Raw genomic sequence first — 16583 nt, forward strand, 5'->3', positions numbered from 1 at the left:
GGGCAGCCCCGGCCCGCGCCTCTCCCCTTGATCACCCACTTGCCAAGAATATAAACAACTCATATGCTTTTACTTGTGAGCCGGGGAGCGGTTCCCCGGCCCCAAGCCTCAGGAGACCACCGTGGACCTGGATTATGTGTTCACCGCCATCCACATCGTGACCCGCCTCCGACTGCGCAACGCGGACCCAGTGCCGAACCCGGAAGGCCGCATGTTCTACCCCGACACGATCGAGGTCAACTGGGTGTGGCAGCCCCGCCTCGACGGCTGGGGCTGGACCCACGCCGACGTGACCGGCCCGTACGACGACGAGCACCTCCGCGCGATCCCCTTCAACGAGCCCTTCGCCGCGCAGCAGGGCGCGTATCTGCCCAGGGATCTGGAGCCGCTCGTGGAGGTCACCCGCCCGGCATGGACTCCCCCGGCCGAATGCTCGGAGTGCGGCACCCCCATGAACGTCGCCCAGCAGCGCAACCACCAGTCCGGCGAAGTCGTGCTGCTCTGCCAGGACTGCCACCACGAAGCCGTCTCCGGCACCTGACCCGCCCGGCGCGGGCCACACACCTCGAACCCGCGCCCCTTCCTCCCACTCCCCTGCGACCCGAACGGGAACCGCATGAACCACGCCTACGCCGCCGCCCGCCTCCTCGTGCGCCTGAACTTCACCGACACCACCGTCATGACCGCGCACACCGGCCGCCGCTTCACCCCCGACCGCGCCACCCTGGAATGGGTGTGGACGCCCGACAAGGAGTGGACCTGCAAGGAGACCACTTTTGAGGGCCCCACCATCGCCGAGGACCAGACCTCGGGCGGACTGCTGGCCCTGCCGGATCGCGGCTTCTACCGGGCCTTGCCCGGCGCGGTGCGCGACTCCGGCCACGAGCTGCCCGAAGAGTTCGCGCCGCTCGTGGAAGGCAGCCAACCCGCATGGGCCCCTCCGGGCGTGTGCCTGGAGTGCCGACGCACCATCGTCAACGTCACCGAGCAGCTCAACCGGGAGAGCGGCGAATTGGAGCCGCTCTGCCCGCGCTGCCACCGCGTGCTGGCCACCAACATCTGACCCACCTGTGCGGGCCCGTGCGGTACGGGCTCGCACTTCCCCGCCGAAGCCCCAGGAAGAGGAGCCACCAGTGAACTACTCGCAGCTTGCCGACATCATCCGCGCCGCCCAGCTCGACGAGCGCGGCCCCCACCAGCACCACGCCCACATCAGCCTCAATCGGATCGAGCTGTGCATCCGGCCCGGCGTTGGCGTGGGCAGCCTGTCCCGTGCCTACTTCGAGGCGATCCGCCCGCACCTGTCGCCCGGCTGGGAGCTGGAGGTGGTCACTTACCTTGGCGAGCCGCCGCACCGCACGATGACGTTCTCGGGACGGTCCGCCCCGACCGTCGAGGACACCGAGACGCTGCCGCCGTACGTGTTCGAGCTGGACGTCAAGGAGGTGGACCACCTGCAGCACGTCTATGTCCGGGCTCACGGCTTGTACGCACAGGTGACCGCTGTCCGCCGGTACGCCCACCACGCCGAAGTCTGGTGGGACGCTATCGGCCCGCTCCAGGCGGGCCAGCCCCGCACGGGCATCCTGATGGTGTGCCCTGGCGAGAACGTGCCAATCATCCGCCGCGCGGACCTGGCGCTCGCGTTCGCCCAGATGGGCGTGGACTCCGGCCTGTGGCTGCCCGCGCCGTCCGGCTGCCGCTGGTGCGGTGTCGGCCAGCGCCTCCACGGCCGGTGGTGGGCGGTCGGCGTCGGCTTCCACTACTGGGAGAACCCCGGCGACGAGGTGCGCAAGGCGCGCATGCTCGCCCGCCGCGGCACCGCCACGGCGTAGGCCGGACACGACGAAGGGCCCGAACCCCCCTCTGCCGGGGTTCGGGCCCTTCGCTGTCTAGAGGGCTACCAGCCGCCCATGTGAGCCCGCATGCCGCCCGTGCTGCGGCGGACGCCGCCACCCACGCTCGCCGTCCAGCCGCCCGTGTCGCTGTGTCTGATCATGCTGGGCAGCCTGCCAGCGTCCACCCGCCGGCCACAACCCCCCAGCCGCTCCAACGCTTTGCGCCCGTCGAGCGAGTGATGCATCACCAGCCAGCCGACCGACCCGCCATCGGGGGCGACCGGCCGCGTCTCCGGTCCGTGCACGCGGCCCTGATCGCGCTCGGACACGTCGTGCTCGATCAGATCCCCGACCGGGTAGGCGTGCAGCTCGTTCACAACTCGACCACGCGCGGCTCCTCGCTCGCGAACGAGGACACCTCGATCACGTCGCGGGCCTCCAGCTCGGCCACGCGCGCCTTCAACGCCTCGAACCGCCGCATTGCCGACCCCGGAGTAGGCCGCTCGATCGGCACGGCAGGTTCCGGCGAGGTGAGCCACGGATGCGACTGGGAGCAGACGCCCGTCAACGCGCGCCCGGCCGGGCGCCGGCGCATCGACATCTCTCGGGGCGACGACGTCCGGGGGGGACGAACGTCGCGGCCTTCCCGTCCGGCTGCGGTTCGTTGCCGGGCAGCAGCGTGCGCATCTCCTCGGCCGGGACCGACATCACCTGCTCGCGCGGGCCAGCTCGTACCCTTTCCCCTCGGCGAGCGTCATCCGATACCACCAACGCGGCCCGTTCGGCCCGTTGTGCAGGCTCGCCTCGACCACCACCCGCACGTAATACCCCGTGTCAAGGTCTCCGGAGCCCCCTGAATCCCACCCCGGTAACCGGGCAGGAAGCTAAGATCGAGGCCCGGCAAGCCGCGTACGCCCATCGCCGAGCCTGAACGCCCACGCCGTCCGGGCCGCGACGCCAAGGTCTCCTGGGGCCCGCGCAGTCCTGTTCTTCGGCATACGTGTGGCCGACGACGCGCGTGGGGCTGTCGGCATGGGGAGCACGCGATGCCCAAGCACCAGTCAACCGCTGCCAAACGCGCCCGCGCCGCCGTCCGCGTAAGCAACGCCAAGTACACCTCAACGCTGCGGGGCGAACACTTCTCCGAGGCCGACCGGGAGCTGCAGGACCGTCTGGTCGAGGCCGCCGCGCTGATCCGGGACCGCGGGCGGGTCGCCAACGACATCGGCGGATTCTCCGGCGACACCGCCGGCCGGGTCTATCACCACCACGCCGACGTGCTGGAGGACCAGCTGAACAACGCTCCCGCCAACCTGCGCAACGAACCGACCAAGGCGCTGGCCGACTGGGAGCAACAGCTCGCGTGGAAGCACGGCAACACCAGTGAACAAGAGCAGGTGAAGGCCGCCGCCTACGTCCGCGACATCGCCACCCTGCGGATGGTCCTGTGCCAGGACGCCGCAGATCAGGAAGCGGACTGACAACCCTTTCACCGCAGGCGGCCGCCGGGACCCAGCAGACTGGTGACCGCGGCGGTCACTTCCGGCGAGGCGCGGAAGGCACCGATGCACGTTCTCGGTCTTTTGTGCCGGGACTTGGCCATCAGCACTAGCAGGCTCGCGCTCCCTCGCCCAGGTGGGTCCGGCGGAGTGCCGCAGCTGGTGCAGGTCTCATCCCCGGCGCCCAGCCCGCGGAGCGTGGCGTGGGGCGTCCAGCAGAGCGCGGGCCCGCGTGTAGGGACGATCTGGCACATCCGGTGTCGGGGCATACACCGCGCCACCTCCCACTCACCGACCGCAGCATCACGCCGGGATGAGGAGCAGGTGGCTTCGCATAACGTCGCGCCGCCCCGGCCAGCGGCATGATCGGGCTATTCGGAGGGCTGCTCTTTGCGGGGTCGACCGCGCCGGGTCGGCTGGTGGTTGCAGATGGGGCATTCGCAGGGCAGCGTCGTCTTGTCGGGCTCGCAATCGAGGTCAGGGTTGATCCGCCGGCCCTTGCACTCTCGGTGGTGGTTGGTGGCGCAGGCGAAAGACCACGTGTGGAGGTCCTCACGGGTGTAGCCGGGGGGTACGACGATGGGGGCGTTCGGTGCTACAGCCATAACACCAGGATCGCACGCCGTGACCAGCACATTCCCGTACGTACATATGTTCGATTCGATGAGCGCGGAACGGCGCCCATCATGTCCCGAATCGACCCTGCGTGGCCCAGAGTGCCACGCAGAGCCGTTCACGGGACACCACACCTCCAACCAGCAGCGACACTGCTCGGATTACAAATCGCGTGAGAAAATGCGCGAGAAAATGGACGACAAAATCAGTGACTAACTGACTGAGGTATCCGCTGCGAAAAATAAGAGCCCAAACATAACGGCGAAGCTGTCGCCGACAGCTGTACCAGAATGCGTCATCATGTCGCACAACGCCGCCACCCCCATTCGAGTGGTACCACTCGAATGGAAGTCGGATGGTAGCGTTTAGACAGGTCAGGAGGGCTGGTCGGGTTTTCCGCGACTCTATAGGGAAACCGCACTATCCCGATGCCCGGCGCAGTATTATCTGACACAGCCGAAAGGCCCCGGACCTCCGGTCAAGAGGGGCGGGGCCTTTGGGTATCGGCCGGGCCTGAGGCCCTGGACGCCGACTACCAGGTGTTTGGCAACTCCAGTGTAGCGCGTCCATTGCAAGTTGCCCCAGGTCCGGCCACATGTCAGGTACCGACGCGGGCGCATGCCCGCAGGGAAGGACTCGCTTTGGAGCTCTTTGGGATCACCCTCAACGTCACGGTGCCGAAGCCGGTCGTCCGGCTCGTCTGGGGCGCCATCGTCGTCGTGGTCGTCGTGGTCGTCCTTGTCCAGCACGGCGCTGCGATGACCTTCATGATCGGCTGATGCCGCATCGTGGCGTATAGCCCATGCCGTAGACGGCCGTCCCCGGGGTGTTCGGGGCGGCCGCCTTTACGTTGTAGATACGTTCCGTCCTGGTCTGGTCAGTTGCTGTCTTGCTCCTCGGGGAGCTGGGTGATGTGGAGGCGGAACGGCTTCCCTTCGAGGATGAGCGTCACCTCGGGCCGGTCGTCCTGGCCGTAGCGCGTGGTGACGTCAATGCCGGACTCGTCAAGGGTGTCGGCGACGAACACGGTGGCGATGTCGGCGGTCGGGGCCATAGTGGTCTCCTTGCCGGTGAAGAGGTCGATCTGTCCGATCACGTACCGCCAGGCGCGGCTAGGGTGGCCGCGCCCGTGGCCGCGTCGGCGGCGGGGCTGGCTGCGGCGGCACTTGTCGCCCCGGCGGTGGAGCAGGGACTTGGTGGGCCCAGGTGGGTGTCAGCACCCGAGACATCGGGCCCATGGCCGCCGCCGGGGTGCCCTCGGTGGCGGCCTGGTCGAGAAGGAGGAACTCCTCCTCGGTGTCGCGGAGCGGGTCAGAGGTCACCGGGTGCGACCTGGAAGACGGGCAACCCCTGGGCACGCCAGGCATCGACTACCTGTTGCCGGTCGTCGATGACCATGCGGACGTCGTACTGGCCGCGCACGCGCGTCTCGTACAGCTCCGTCTTGACCTCGGCGTCCTTCCGGTAGTCGCCGGCGGCCCGCATGTGCAGGTCCTCCCACGGGACGCCGAGATGCGCGTTCAGCCACGCGGCGGTCGCCGCCCGGCATTCGTCGGACCGGCCGGACATAACCACGATCCGGTAGCCGCGGTGGTAGAGGGCGCGCACGGTCTCGATCACGTGCCAGACGGGCGTGTCCTCCCCGACGCGCGCCCAGTCGAACGGGTCGCGGTCGCCCTTCTCGGCGACGGTGCCGTCCACATCGACCACCACGGCGAGCGGCAGTCCGGCGTCCTCGCCCGGGGCCATCTGCTCGGCGATGGCCCTTGGCTTGGGGGTAGTGAGGGTGTAGCGGACGTGCGCCCACTTGGGGTGGTGCTCGAACGGCGCTTCCGGGCCGTCGTACTCACCGATGAGGTCGATCGCCTCGGCGACGCGCGCCTGCAGTTCCATGTGGGCGGCGTTCAGCCTGCCGTAGCTGGTGTGTACGACTTCGGCGAGCTGGTGCGCGCGGGCGGTCTCGCGTTCGGCCGCGTGCAAGCCGACCTGCGCGTAGTTCATGACCGCCTTGGCGGCCTTGGCAGGGTCGCTGCCGAACTCGACGATCATCTCCGTGAACGTCTGCAGGAGGTTGGCCTGGTGGCGGCCGTTGTGGAAGGCAGGCCGGGCCTTGAAGGCGGCCAGTTCGGCGCGCAGCTCGGCGGCTTCCCGCTCGGCGTCCTCGGCGCGCTGCCGGAGCTCCGACGCCTCACGGGCCGGGCGGGTGCCGAGACGTTCGTCGGCGTAGGCCACCTTCCCCACGAGCCGGTCTTCCAGCAACTGCCAATCGACCGGCTTGCCCTTCTTCCTCTGGCTGAGGGCGTCGCGGGCGGCGGCGATCCCGCCGAACAGCTCGTGCATCGCCGCGGCGTACGCCTCGCGCTTGGCGAGCGCGTCGTCCAGACGCTCGCGGAGGTGCTCGCGGTCGGCCGCGGGCAGTGCGCCGGCCTCGTGGGCGGCGCCGAGGGCATCCACGGCGACGCGGTACTGGACGCCGTCGTTGAGCAGGTACGGCCAGTGCTCGTTGAGCTTGTCGCCCACGGCCTGGACGAGGTGGTCGCGGTTCACGGGGTTCTCCTCGGGAGGGGCCCGCCCGGCGCGCGGCCGGGCGGGAAGTGCGGGCGGGTTAGGCGTGGAAGGGGCAGGTGGGATGCGCGTAGGCGATCAGGTCGCCGTACTCGTCCGCGCCGAGGTCGGCGGCGGTAGTGCAGGCCCCGTTGCAGACGGGCGGCGTGAGGGGCACGGCGGCGGGCTCGGCGAGGCGGCGGGCCAGCGCCAGGGCTGCGGTCCAGTCGAGGCGGATCTGCTTGTGGCCATCCATCACGACGCGGCCATGGCGGGGCGCGTCGGGAAAGGGCGCTACGTGCTGCTCCGTGGCGTTGTGGGCTTCCATGGCGTCGGCCAGCAGAGCGAGCAGAGCGACAGTGGGGTCGGCCAGGTCGGGGCCGGTGAGGATGATCCAGGCGGCCAAGCGGGCATCGAGCGGGCCCGCGATGAAGTCGGCTTCGTACCAGTCCTCATCGTGGTCGTGGCCGTACCGGTGGTGCGCCACGAGGGCCTGGCCGGTGTCCTTGATGGGCGGGCCGGTCATGAGGCCGAACACGGTGTCAGGGGTGACGGGCGGCGCGTCGTGGTCAGGCACCCGGTGGGCGACGCCGTACCAGGGAAACCATTCCCTCTCGTCGTGGCCGGTCATGGTGGCCTGGCGGGCTTCGGCGGCTCGCTTGCTCCAGGTGGTGAGGTGGGCGCGGATCTCGGCGGCCGGTGAAGCGTGGTCGGTCACGGTGATGTCTCCAGAGGGAGGCCCGCCCGGCGTCCGGCCGGGCGGGCAGTGCGGGCAGGGTCAGGAGGCGTCGGGCACCTGGACGCCGGACGCGAGCAGGTGCCGGGCCATGGCCACGAGGTTGGTGTCGTCGAAGTCGCTCATCAGGGCGGCGAGCTGCTGCACCTTGTCCGGGTCGGGCTCGTCGCGGGCGGCGTGCGCGACCGTCACCAGGGCCTCGCCCGTGGTGGCCGCGTCCTGCCACTTCCAGCGGATGTGACGCTGCATGCCGCCGAGGACCTGGATGAGGATGACGTCGCGGTTGCGGGGGTCGATGGCCACCTCACCGTTCGGCACCTTGACGGACACAACGCCGGGGATGGGGCCGGCCACGTCGAGGATGACCACGTGGGGGCGGTCGGCGACTTCGGCGTGGAGTTGGGCGACCTCCTGCCCGTAGGGGCATTCGGTGCCGCTATCCCACGGGTTGATGTCGCAGGGGCAGGCTCGTCCGCTGATGGCCTCTTTCTGGTGTTCGAGCAGGCGGCCCACGGCGGCATGCAGGTGCGCGTACAGCTCGCTGTTCATGAGGGTCCGCACGTCGTCGGCGGGCTGGGGGTGGCTCATGGATCTCTCCTCGGGTGGGCCCGCCCGGCGCGGCCGGGCGGGGGTTGGTGGTGGGGTCAAGGTGGTCAGGGGCAGGCTGGCGGGCTCTACACCAGGCCCTTGGTGCGCTCCAGCCATCCAAGGGCGCTGTCCATCGCCTCCCGCCAGGACCGGAAGGGGTAGCGCATGGGCCGGCCCGGCAGGTCGTTGAAGAGCGCGCACCACGTCCAGCGCGGTACGCCGTTCGCGCCGAGGACGCGGTAGACGCGGACGCGCTTCGTCGGCCAGGGCTTCATGGGGGCGGAAGCCGGGAGGGCGATGAAGCCGTTGCCGACGTTCAGGAGCATGCCGCCGTTGGTGATGGCCGCGATGGTGCCGTGCATGTAGTCGCTCGGGATGTCGGGGTTGAAGACCCGGACGCGGGTGCGGGTGAGAATGAAGTCGGCCAGCTCATCGGCCGTGCGAGTACGCAGGGCAGCGGTGGTGGTCACGATGATCTCCAGAGGGGTCAGGCGGCCAGGAACAGGTCGAGCTGGTCGGACTGGCCGAGCAGGTTCGAGTTGACCTGGTGGCCGGGCTTGGGGGCGCGCTGCTTGGCAGCGCGGGCCGGGGTGGGGAACAGGTCGAGCTGGTCGGGCGTGTAGATCTCGCGCTTGGCCGCGATGGCGGCCTCCTCGATGCGGTCGCGCCATTGCAAGGCGAACGCCTGGCAGTTGGCTTCGCTCTTGTGCGTGGTGGAGCCGCACTGCGTTGGGGTGCGGCGTCCGGCGTACGACCACGCCATGGAGTCGGCTGTCACGAGGTATCGGCCGTACTTGCGAATGCCTGCGAGCTTGACGCCGAAGCCATGCAAGGGGAGATCCAACCCTGCGAGGGTGCGGAAGATGTCGCCGATCTCCTGGGAACCCTGGCGGCGGCAGACGGAGCCGACACCCACGATCGGGTAGTCCTCAGCGAGGCGGACGCCGTTCTCCTCGTACAGGGCGACGCAGGCAAGGTAGTCGTCCACGGTCCACCCCTGGATTACGGGCATGACCGGGCATTCCGGGTGGGTGCCGTACTTGTCCCACAGCTCGGTGAGGAGGAGGAAGTTCTCGACGGTGCGGCGCTGGTGCTCGCGGATGGTGAGGCCGGTCTTGGCGAGCATCCACGGCTCGCACATCCAGTCTTGCGGCGCGGCCCAGTCGAGATCGGTGATCTCGTCGTCGTAACGGACCAGGGCGCGGATGTACTCGTCGGGCGGGGTGACGAACTGGTGGTACAGGTTGAGCTCCGTGAAGGCGCCGGAGTCGATGGCGATGTGCCGTCCGGCGGGCCATTCGGGGAGCTTGGGGAGGGTCTTGTACTCGCGGAGCACCCGGTGGGAAAGGAACAGGGACACATCGTCGGGCGCGGTGGTGATCCAGTTGGCGCGGTGGCTGCCGAGGTAGAAGTGCAAGTCGCGCTCGTCGTCGCAGATCACGGTGTTCCTCCTTCCTGGGTGTGGTGAGGGGTGGGCGGCGCCGGTGGCACCGCCCGGGCGGGGGCGGTCAGGCGGCGAGAGCTTGGTCGGCGAGCGTGACAGCGCGGCGAGCGGAGGTGAGGAGCTGGGCGACGCGGGCGTGGGTGCGCTTCTCCACCTGGTCGTCGCTCCATCGCTTCGGCAGGCCGGTGCGGACGTACGTGCCGGTGCGAAGGCCGTTCTGCTCCTGGACAATCTGACGGGTCTGCTTGCGGAGAAACGCGATCTCGTCGGCGGCGTCGGCGGCCTGGTCGTCGCGCTCCATGCGCACGGCATCGAGAGCGGCGCGGATCTGGGCGATCGACAGGGCGAAGGTGAAGCGGTGGCCGATCTCGTACTCAGCGCGCAGGTAGTCGTCCAGCAGACGCGGCCGCAGCGCTCCGGCGAGCATCAGGTCATCGACGCTGGCGAGGATGCACAGTGAGCACGAGAGGCGGGTCATACCCCACGAGTAGGCGGCGTGCGGGCGCATGCCTGCGGCCTTGATCTCGTCCCACACCTGCTTGACCGTGAACCTGTGGATCGGGAGCCACCGCGTGATGGTGCGGGTCCGGTTGGAGCGGGCCTTGTCCACAACGATGGGCTCCTGCTTTTTCCGGCCGGAGGACTCCTCAGCACGCAGGCCGAGGCAATAAAGGACGCGGACGGGCCGGTCGGTGATGCCCAGTTCGTCGCGGATCTCCCGCACGAGGCGGGTGACCAGCTTCATGCCCTGGAGCGTCTTCTGGTCGGCCGTGCACCAGCGGGTGCGCTCGCCCATCCAGCGGCGGCGCTCGCGGAGGAGCTGGTGGATCAGGCCACCCTTTTCTCGGCTCACGGCGTAGAAGGGGATGCCGTACTTGGCGGCGTGCTCGCGGCCGAGTTCTTCGACGCCGGGCCATTCGACGTCTTCGCCGGAGTCGGTGACGCCGAGTTTGTTGTGCACGATGGCGATGCGGCCGGTGTATCCAGCGGCGCGGAGCTGCCGGATGACGTAGGCGAGCATCGCCATGGAATCCTTGCCGGTGCTGTACGCGATCACCACGAGGTCCTGCGCGAGCAGGTCGGGCATCGTGGGCGCGGGCGGCTCGGCCGGGGCCGGGGGCTCGGACTCGACTTCGGGGGCGTCCAGGAGGAGTTGCACGGGGAACCTTTCAGGGGTGCCGGGCGGGGAGGGGCCGCCCGGCGGGGAGGGGGTCAGGCGTCGGAGTTGGGTGTGCGTGTGGCGGTCCGTCCCACCCGGTCGGCGAACCCCGTGAGCTGGTCCTCGGTGAGGAAGGTGGCCATCCGCTTGAGGGTGGTGGCGTGAAGGTCACGCTCGGCGCGGAGCTGGTCGATCTTGTTCAGGTGGCGCCAACCGATGAGCATCCACCAGGCGGCCCAGAACAAGGCGTAGGCGGCCCCGGGGTTGTCATCGATCACGAGGGCCTCGATGCCGAGTCCGTAGGTGACGACGATGGCGGCAAGCAGGGCGTATCCAGTAGCGCGAATCTTGGTGGACATCATTGAGGTGTGCCTTTCAGGGGTGAGGGGTTGAGCCCCGCCCGGGGTGGGCGGGGCGGTATGCGGGGTCAGCGGATTGGGTAGAGGTGGCGCGCGGTCGAGGAGAGGGGCACCGCGCGGAGGTGGCGCTTGGGCTGCCGGTTGCGGGCGATGTAGGGGGTGGCGGCCTCGGTGAGGGCCTGGATGAGCGGGGTTTCTGCGAGCCAGGCGCGCGGGTTGCGCGTTATGGCGGCGGCCTCGTCGTCGCAGGCGCGGGACACGTCGTCGTACGCCTGGGTGTGGATCGACGGCATCGGGACGTCGCGGAGGGCGTTGACGGCGGCCTGGACGATGCCCTCGCGCTGCCGATCGATCCATACGAGGAGGTTGCGGGCGTAGCGGGGGCTCATCCGGGCGATGTCGTGCTCGATGCCCTGCTCGTCCATCCAGGTCTCTTCGTCGTCGAGGCGCACGTACCAGTTCGCGTACATCAGGGAGCATTCCTCCGGGGTTAGGCGGCCTTGACGGCGAGGGCGAGGGCGAGAGGGGTGGAGGCGATCCAGCCGCGCGGGTCGGCAACGGCGACGGCGGACTCAAGAAGCGGCGCGCGGGCGGGGCTCGTCATGAGGGCTTCGGCGGAGTTGCCGAGGAGATAGTCGATGACGTCGGAGGAGATCCGCCGGGCGTGGATGTCGAGCCAGGACAGGGCCGAGTACGCCTGCAGGGGCGTCATGGCGGCGATGCGGTGCGGCTTGTCGTACTCGTCGGTCCAGGTCTCCGTCTGCGCGAGGCGGATGAACCAGGCCGCTGGGGCGGGCGGCGTGGGCTTGGCCGGAGCGAGCGGGGTAGGCGTGGCCGGGGGCGGGGACGGGGTGAACGAGCTGGCGGGCCAGAGGGCAAGCACCGCAGGGCCGTCCCCAGGGTCGTAGCCCCACGTGCCAGGGTGGTAGTCGCCCTCAGGGTCGTAGAACTCGTAATCCATGCTGCCGAGCGGCACAAACCGGGCCTTGTCGTCGTACTCGTGGTCCGGGATGACAACGAGCATGTCCGGGTCCACCAAGGCGAGGTGTTCGAGCAGCTTCGCGAGGCGGCGGGTATTGGCGGCCTCGTCGAGCTCGTTGTTGGCGATGTGCTCGTGGTAGGGGGCGATGAGGGCGGCCACGCGGGGGCCGTCGCCGGGGTTGCGGGTGATGTGGCCGACTGTGTGCTCGTGGTAGGTGTCCGCGATCTGTTTGAAGTAGCCGATCTCAACGCGGCCGGTGAGCCGCCAGGCGAGCGAGCCGTAGAAGCTGCTCACCATGACCGGGGTCGGGTCGTCGTCCGGTTCTTCGTACTGGGTGGCGGTGGCCAGGGCGGCGCGGGCCTTGGCCACGGTTATGGGCAGGGTGACGTCAGTCACGGGGATGCGCTCCAGGCGTGGGGAGGGTGGTCCCCGCCCGGGAGTAGTCGGGCGGGGACCGGAGGACGGGCCGGATTAGGCGACGGCGGGGACCGCGTACAGGCGGTCGGCGTACAGCCGGTCGGTGTCCTTGCCGAGCTTCGCGGCGGCCTCGATCGCGCCCATGACGATCGCCGGGTGCATCCGGCGGTCGAACTTCACGTCGGACTCGGAGCCGTCCCGGTAGGTGTCGCTGCCCTCGGCCTCCTCGCCGGGGCCGAACTGGCGCAGGGTCACGTCGCCGTCCTGCTCGTGGATCTCCACGTGGAAGCCGAACCCCTGGTAGACGCGGGTGAACACGGTGTCGTAGCCGCCCAGCTCCTCGGGGTCGCGGCCGAGGTCGGCGAAGTCGAGGGCGGTCAGCTCGTTGTGGAGGTAGCCGAAGTAGGGGCGCGCGGTGAAGTCGATGGCCATGGATGGTCCTTTCGTGATTCCTGGGGCTGATCGAGCAGGCCGGGGGACCGCTCCCCCTCGCCGCTCACATATAAAAGCATATAGGTTGTTTATTGTGCTGTCTAGTCGGAAGATCCCGATTCGTGGAACAGCGCCTCAAGCTCTGCGATCTAGCCGCGGCCCTCCCCGCGAGGATGTCCACGAGCAGCGCCAGCACAGCCATGTCAAGCGGCCCCGCCTCCGGCCGGCTTGGCCTGCCGAATGCCCGCCGCAACCAGCCACAGGATCGTCATGAATGTCTTCAGCCGCTAAGCCAGCCGCCCAACCTCACGTTCCCCCGCGGTGCGCCCCGGCACGGGCTTCGATCACGGAGCAGTACACAGTCACGAAGACGATGAGCGGCGACGCCACGCACACCCACTTGATCACCGCCATCACAGCCGCCGGCGAAAGGAAGTTCCGATATCGAAAGTCTGAGGTGCGCCCGCGCCCGCGCCCGCGCCGCGTTCAGCCGCGTTTCAGCTTGGTGTGCATGTCCCGGCGGGCGCGGTGCGGCTGCTCGTGCGCCTCGGCCGCGTAGTCGACTGCGGCTGCGACGACCCGATCCGGCTTGCGGCGGCGCACGTGGTCGATGGCCATGCGGGCGATCACGCCGCCCGTGATCCGGAAGGCCTTGTGTGGTAGGCCAAGCTCGGCCAACCGTTTGACCAGCCAGAGCGCGCCGTCTTCCATCTTCCGAGCTTCGCCGCGGAGCTCCCATATCAGCTCATCGACGGTGCGGAAGGTGGACGCGCGCAGCGCGTCGTAGCGGGCGGCGAGGCCCTCAGGCAGGTAGAACGTGACGGGCTGGTGGACGGTCGCGTGCTCGCTGACAGGCCCGCCCTGTCCTGCGGCCTTCTGCGCGGTGGCGGCGCGGTGGGCGTAACGGGCGACGGCGAGGTCGTCGGGAGGCCGCAGGTCGAGTAGCTCCTGGACGGCGGCAGCGATCACGTCGGAGCAGGAGGCGGGCGGCCGGTCGTCGAGCCCAATCAGGCGGAGCATCGGCCCTTTCGGCTCTTGTCCGGGCAAGGGCCGGTCCTCCTGCAGGCGCGCCCGCCATTGGATGACGGCGTTGGCCTGAGCGGCGGTGAGGCGGCCGGTGGAGTATTCGACCAGGGATGGCGGGCCCTGCGGCTCCTCGTCCAGTTTCTCGGGCTGGCCCGGGTTCTCCGGCTCCTGATCGGGGCTTTCCATATCGGAACTTCATCGTGCGGGCTGGCGCGGCTGCAAGCGGAATCGCTGGATTGATTCGACGGGGGCAAGGTGCGCCCGCTCCCCCCGCGAGAACGGCCAGTGGCACAACGAAAGGCAACGGGACACCGATCTGGTGCTAAGCCGTCTCGCGAGCGGGTGAGGCGAGGCTTCAAAGCTTCGCGCGCGCGGATGTTGTCGACACATCCGCTTGCCAATGAAATAAACAACCCCTATGTTATTACTTGCGAGATGGGGAGCTGCTCTCCGGCCTTGCGGCCTATCTGCCCACGAAAGATGCACTTGGAGTGAGATGAACGCCCGCAGTATCCACCGCCGCATGCTCTCGCTGATGGAGCACTCCGGCCCCATCAGCGACCGGCACGCCGCCACCGCGATCCTCACCCTGCCCGCCACCCTGCATGCCCCCGAGTGGGCCCCGGAGGGCGACGGCTGGATCGTCCAAAACGACGGCCACCTGTGGACCCGCCCCCACACCGCCAACACCTACGAGGTGGTGCTCGCCGGGTACGTCCAGAGCCTCCCGCTGGAAGATGTCGTCGCCCGCGCGGTCGTCCCTGCGGACGTGATATGCGAAGACGGGTCTTATCGCGACAAGCCGTCCCGCCTGCGTAAGGACGCCATCACCCTGGAGTGGGAGCCGCTGACCGGCCACCCGGCCCACGCCTACCAGCAGTGGATGGAGGCCATCCGGAATCGGGTGAAGCCGTCGCCGTTCGCACAGGCCGAGCTGTACCGCTACGACCACGGCGCTCTCGTCGACCCCCGCGGCCGGTACACCGCCTACATCCGGGTGGACTCCCGGAGCGATGCTCACAGCGGGACGCACCGAATCATCTCCTGCGACCGCTGCCAGTGGGACATGGACGGTGATCGCGTGTGGCATGCCGCCAAGCACCTGGCCCGGGTCCTGGACGACTTTCCCGGTGCCCATCTGCGGTTCATCGCTGGAGATGTGTATCGGGCCGGGATGTGACACATCGGCCCCCACTCCGCTGCCGGCGACATCGAGTCACGCACCCCTCAGGCGGAGTCAGGTGGAGGCCGCCATGGACGGCGACCCCGCCCCTCCCTTGCTGATCAACAGAACCCCGAGCAGGCCCCGCGCCAAGGAGAAACGAGATATGACCACCACCGCCGACAGCCGCGCCCGTAACACTGACGGCACCTACACCCACGAGTTCCTCCTCTGGGACGCCAAGCTGGCCTTTCGTGTCACCTCGCGCAAGTTCGTGGAGTCCTGTCGGCACCTGCGCATCACCCTCGGTGTCTTCAGCAAGACCACCTCCACCAACGACTACGTCATGGGCTTGGCCATGATCCGCGCTGACACCAACCCCAACATCGCCGCTCGCTTGAACGCGGTGCACGCCGCTCAGCAGGAACTCATGGACGCCGCCTGGGAGTTGGCCGAGATCGACCCGGACTTCGACATCCGCCCCCTCCTGCCCGCGATGGGTGGAGTCGCCTGAACCTCCGGCCCGGGTACGACCCCCGGGCCTCCCCTCCCCCGACGAACGTAAGGAGCCGAGATGGCTGACGACACCGCCCCCACCGAGCTCATCGCTGGAGTCATCCATGAGGCGGATGAGTGCCCCGACATCTTCGAGAGCGAGAGCCTCGAACTCGCGCGGGACATCGTTGACGCCCTCACCAGCGCAGGCTTCAGCATCACGCCTATCGCCAGCCAGGGGGAGTGATGGTCTACCGCGCTCCACGAGCCAAGCTGACGAAGAAGTATCGCGTCGACCCCGACGACATCCGTCTCTTCAGCCAAGACGGCACCATCTGGACGCAGCCGATGTGGACCTCCGACCGGCAGCGCGCAGACTACTGGCTGGTGTTCGACGAGGAGACCCGCAAGTCCGAACATGCCCTCGACTCGCGTGTGGCTCGCGAGGTCATCCACCGGATGCTCCAGCAGCGTGAGACGACCGATTCGGACGCCTGACCTTCCTCTCGGCCCTGGAGTCCCTTCCGGGGCCACCCCATCAACGGCCCACCCTGCCGGCCCCCCTCGGAACCGCCGTCTGTGATCGCCAGGGCGTGGCGCAGCACCATGTCCCCCATGTACGCGGCGACCGCCACCTCAGCCGCCGTCGCGGCTGCGGTTACTTCCCGGCACTCCTCGACGCTGAACTTCACCTTCACGCTGTGCGAGCGGCCCGACGAGATATACGCCCGACGCCGAGCCAGTCTCGGCACTGCTCGGGCCGCCGGCCCACCAGCACTCACGGACCGCCTTTTGCGCCATCGGCTCCGGACAGTTGCCTCAAAACTCCGACATACACATCCGGACACCGACCGGCTCACGTGGTGTTGAGCGCGGAGATGGTGTCAGTGAGCCGTGCGGAACAGATGTCAGTTGGGAGGGGCGAGACCGCGCCTGGATGGGGTAGCAGCACCCCTGGTGATGGACCTTGCTGGAGATTCGCGCCAAGAACTTCACCGAGCATCTGTCCAGGGACCGGCTACGATGATCCCAAACTCCACAGCAGCAGCGTCTTGTAGCTGCTGGACACGGCGATGGTCTTGCCGTTCAGGGTACCGACCGCCACCGCCAAGACTTTGTCGGTGTGGCCGGTGAGGAGCTCGCCGAGCTGTTTTCCGGTGGCCAGGTCCCACACCCGCAGCGTCCCGTTGCCGCCGGACACGGCGATGGTCTTGCCGTTCAGGGTACCGATCGCCACCGCCGAGACGTAGCCGGTGTGGCCGGTGAGGGGCTTGCCGAGCTGTTTTC

General features: G+C 68.8%; 24 protein-coding genes. 9 read left to right on the plus strand and 15 right to left on the minus strand.

Annotation, left to right across the window (positions count from 1 at the left end; all coding sequences use genetic code 11):
• Window positions 1-121: 121 nt before the first annotated feature.
• The 3 genes from ACWDRB_RS47265 to ACWDRB_RS47275 all read left to right on the plus strand — a co-directional run bounded on the left by ACWDRB_RS47265 (window position 122) and on the right by ACWDRB_RS47275 (window position 1835).
• Window positions 122-541, plus strand: coding sequence for a hypothetical protein (locus tag ACWDRB_RS47265; protein WP_449905543.1), 420 nt, complete (start codon window positions 122-124; stop codon window positions 539-541).
• A 75-nt stretch (window positions 542-616) separates the two neighbouring features.
• Window positions 617-1063, plus strand: coding sequence for a hypothetical protein (locus ACWDRB_RS47270; protein WP_449905545.1), 447 nt, complete (start codon window positions 617-619; stop codon window positions 1061-1063).
• Window positions 1064-1133: 70 nt separating this feature from the next.
• On the plus strand, window positions 1134-1835 hold the full coding sequence (locus ACWDRB_RS47275) for a hypothetical protein (RefSeq protein WP_449905547.1): 702 nt from the start codon (window positions 1134-1136) through the stop codon (window positions 1833-1835).
• A gap of 65 nt (window positions 1836-1900) precedes the next feature.
• Here the strand turns inward: ACWDRB_RS47275 and ACWDRB_RS47280 are convergent, their stop codons facing one another.
• On the minus strand, window positions 1901-2215 hold the full coding sequence (locus tag ACWDRB_RS47280; RefSeq protein WP_449905549.1) for a hypothetical protein: 315 nt from the start codon (window positions 2213-2215) through the stop codon (window positions 1901-1903).
• Window positions 2212-2433, minus strand: a complete 222-nt coding sequence (locus ACWDRB_RS47285) for a hypothetical protein (protein WP_449905551.1) — start codon at window positions 2431-2433, stop codon at window positions 2212-2214. The genes ACWDRB_RS47280 and ACWDRB_RS47285 overlap by 4 nt, the downstream gene beginning before the upstream one ends.
• 451 nt (window positions 2434-2884) lie before the next feature.
• Here ACWDRB_RS47285 and ACWDRB_RS47290 point away from each other — a divergent pair, with 451 nt between their 5' ends.
• Window positions 2885-3319 carry a hypothetical protein gene (locus ACWDRB_RS47290; RefSeq protein ID WP_449905553.1) on the plus strand — a complete coding sequence of 145 codons (435 nt, stop codon included), beginning with the start codon at window positions 2885-2887 and terminating at the stop codon, window positions 3317-3319.
• 1274 nt (window positions 3320-4593) lie between these two features.
• Window positions 4594-4731 (plus strand): hypothetical protein, encoded by a 138-nt coding sequence (locus ACWDRB_RS47295; protein WP_449905555.1) that lies wholly within the window; start codon window positions 4594-4596, stop codon window positions 4729-4731.
• A gap of 98 nt (window positions 4732-4829) precedes the next feature.
• On the opposite strand, the gene ACWDRB_RS47300 is transcribed toward ACWDRB_RS47295, so the two are convergent.
• From ACWDRB_RS47300 to ACWDRB_RS47355, 12 genes are all read right to left on the minus strand, one after another.
• Window positions 4830-5006 carry a hypothetical protein gene (locus ACWDRB_RS47300; protein WP_449905557.1) on the minus strand — a complete coding sequence of 59 codons (177 nt, stop codon included), beginning with the start codon at window positions 5004-5006 and terminating at the stop codon, window positions 4830-4832.
• 257 nt (window positions 5007-5263) lie between these two features.
• Window positions 5264-6499 carry a phosphatase domain-containing protein gene (locus ACWDRB_RS47305; RefSeq protein WP_449905559.1) on the minus strand — a complete coding sequence of 412 codons (1236 nt, stop codon included), beginning with the start codon at window positions 6497-6499 and terminating at the stop codon, window positions 5264-5266.
• A gap of 58 nt (window positions 6500-6557) precedes the next feature.
• The gene (locus ACWDRB_RS47310; protein ID WP_449905561.1) at window positions 6558-7214 is read right to left on the minus strand and encodes a hypothetical protein; all 657 of its coding nucleotides are present in this window, start codon (window positions 7212-7214) and stop codon (window positions 6558-6560) included.
• A 60-nt stretch (window positions 7215-7274) separates the two neighbouring features.
• Window positions 7275-7820 (minus strand): hypothetical protein, encoded by a 546-nt coding sequence (locus tag ACWDRB_RS47315; RefSeq protein ID WP_449905563.1) that lies wholly within the window; start codon window positions 7818-7820, stop codon window positions 7275-7277.
• Window positions 7821-7906: 86 nt separating this feature from the next.
• Window positions 7907-8290, minus strand: a complete 384-nt coding sequence (locus ACWDRB_RS47320) for a hypothetical protein (protein ID WP_449905565.1) — start codon at window positions 8288-8290, stop codon at window positions 7907-7909.
• A gap of 17 nt (window positions 8291-8307) precedes the next feature.
• A complete protein-coding gene (locus ACWDRB_RS47325) occupies window positions 8308-9261 on the minus strand; it encodes a deazapurine DNA modification protein DpdA family protein (protein WP_449905567.1) in 954 nt (317 codons plus the stop codon).
• 67 nt (window positions 9262-9328) lie between these two features.
• A complete protein-coding gene (locus tag ACWDRB_RS47330) occupies window positions 9329-10423 on the minus strand; it encodes a phosphoadenosine phosphosulfate reductase domain-containing protein (protein ID WP_449905569.1) in 1095 nt (364 codons plus the stop codon).
• 53 nt (window positions 10424-10476) lie between these two features.
• Entirely contained in the window at window positions 10477-10785 is a 309-nt protein-coding gene (locus ACWDRB_RS47335) for a hypothetical protein (RefSeq protein WP_449905571.1), read from the minus strand.
• 65 nt (window positions 10786-10850) lie between these two features.
• The gene (locus tag ACWDRB_RS47340; protein WP_449905573.1) at window positions 10851-11252 is read right to left on the minus strand and encodes a hypothetical protein; all 402 of its coding nucleotides are present in this window, start codon (window positions 11250-11252) and stop codon (window positions 10851-10853) included.
• A 20-nt stretch (window positions 11253-11272) separates the two neighbouring features.
• Window positions 11273-12160, minus strand: coding sequence for a hypothetical protein (locus tag ACWDRB_RS47345; RefSeq protein ID WP_449905575.1), 888 nt, complete (start codon window positions 12158-12160; stop codon window positions 11273-11275).
• Window positions 12161-12235: 75 nt separating this feature from the next.
• Window positions 12236-12613 (minus strand): hypothetical protein, encoded by a 378-nt coding sequence (locus ACWDRB_RS47350; protein ID WP_449905577.1) that lies wholly within the window; start codon window positions 12611-12613, stop codon window positions 12236-12238.
• A gap of 486 nt (window positions 12614-13099) precedes the next feature.
• Window positions 13100-13825, minus strand: a complete 726-nt coding sequence (locus ACWDRB_RS47355) for a hypothetical protein (RefSeq protein ID WP_449905579.1) — start codon at window positions 13823-13825, stop codon at window positions 13100-13102.
• Between the two features lie 310 nt (window positions 13826-14135).
• Here ACWDRB_RS47355 and ACWDRB_RS47360 point away from each other — a divergent pair, with 310 nt between their 5' ends.
• From ACWDRB_RS47360 to ACWDRB_RS47375, 4 genes are all read left to right on the plus strand, one after another.
• Window positions 14136-14819 carry a hypothetical protein gene (locus ACWDRB_RS47360; protein ID WP_449905581.1) on the plus strand — a complete coding sequence of 228 codons (684 nt, stop codon included), beginning with the start codon at window positions 14136-14138 and terminating at the stop codon, window positions 14817-14819.
• A 148-nt stretch (window positions 14820-14967) separates the two neighbouring features.
• A complete protein-coding gene (locus tag ACWDRB_RS47365; protein WP_449905583.1) occupies window positions 14968-15315 on the plus strand; it encodes a hypothetical protein in 348 nt (115 codons plus the stop codon).
• 60 nt (window positions 15316-15375) lie between these two features.
• On the plus strand, window positions 15376-15543 hold the full coding sequence (locus ACWDRB_RS47370; protein ID WP_449905585.1) for a hypothetical protein: 168 nt from the start codon (window positions 15376-15378) through the stop codon (window positions 15541-15543).
• Window positions 15540-15794 (plus strand): hypothetical protein, encoded by a 255-nt coding sequence (locus ACWDRB_RS47375; protein ID WP_449905587.1) that lies wholly within the window; start codon window positions 15540-15542, stop codon window positions 15792-15794. The genes ACWDRB_RS47370 and ACWDRB_RS47375 overlap by 4 nt, the downstream gene beginning before the upstream one ends.
• 520 nt (window positions 15795-16314) lie before the next feature.
• Here ACWDRB_RS47375 and ACWDRB_RS47380 read toward each other — a convergent pair.
• Window positions 16315-16583, minus strand: a 269-nt coding sequence (locus ACWDRB_RS47380; RefSeq protein WP_449905589.1) for a WD40 repeat domain-containing protein, incomplete at its 5' end; no start/stop codon positions are given.

This window comes from Nonomuraea sp. NPDC003707, assembly GCF_053587055.1.

Excerpts from the sequence above, each read along its gene's own strand:
- ACWDRB_RS47300 (WP_449905557.1), bottom strand. The coding sequence starts at position 5,006 with ATGGCCCCGACCGCCGACATCGCCACCGTGTTCGTCGCCGACACCCTT.
- ACWDRB_RS47340 (WP_449905573.1), bottom strand. The coding sequence starts at position 11,252 with ATGTACGCGAACTGGTACGTGCGCCTCGACGACGAAGAGACCTGGATG.
- ACWDRB_RS47285 (WP_449905551.1), bottom strand. The coding sequence starts at position 2,433 with ATGCGCCGGCGCCCGGCCGGGCGCGCGTTGACGGGCGTCTGCTCCCAG.
- ACWDRB_RS47370 (WP_449905585.1), top strand. The coding sequence starts at position 15,376 with ATGGCTGACGACACCGCCCCCACCGAGCTCATCGCTGGAGTCATCCAT.
- ACWDRB_RS47360 (WP_449905581.1), top strand. The coding sequence starts at position 14,136 with ATGAACGCCCGCAGTATCCACCGCCGCATGCTCTCGCTGATGGAGCAC.
- ACWDRB_RS47355 (WP_449905579.1), bottom strand. The coding sequence starts at position 13,825 with ATGGAAAGCCCCGATCAGGAGCCGGAGAACCCGGGCCAGCCCGAGAAA.
- ACWDRB_RS47365 (WP_449905583.1), top strand. The coding sequence starts at position 14,968 with ATGACCACCACCGCCGACAGCCGCGCCCGTAACACTGACGGCACCTAC.
- ACWDRB_RS47290 (WP_449905553.1), top strand. The coding sequence starts at position 2,885 with ATGCCCAAGCACCAGTCAACCGCTGCCAAACGCGCCCGCGCCGCCGTC.
- ACWDRB_RS47270 (WP_449905545.1), top strand. The coding sequence starts at position 617 with ATGAACCACGCCTACGCCGCCGCCCGCCTCCTCGTGCGCCTGAACTTC.
- ACWDRB_RS47315 (WP_449905563.1), bottom strand. The coding sequence starts at position 7,820 with ATGAGCCACCCCCAGCCCGCCGACGACGTGCGGACCCTCATGAACAGC.
- ACWDRB_RS47335 (WP_449905571.1), bottom strand. The coding sequence starts at position 10,785 with ATGATGTCCACCAAGATTCGCGCTACTGGATACGCCCTGCTTGCCGCC.
- ACWDRB_RS47350 (WP_449905577.1), bottom strand. The coding sequence starts at position 12,613 with ATGGCCATCGACTTCACCGCGCGCCCCTACTTCGGCTACCTCCACAAC.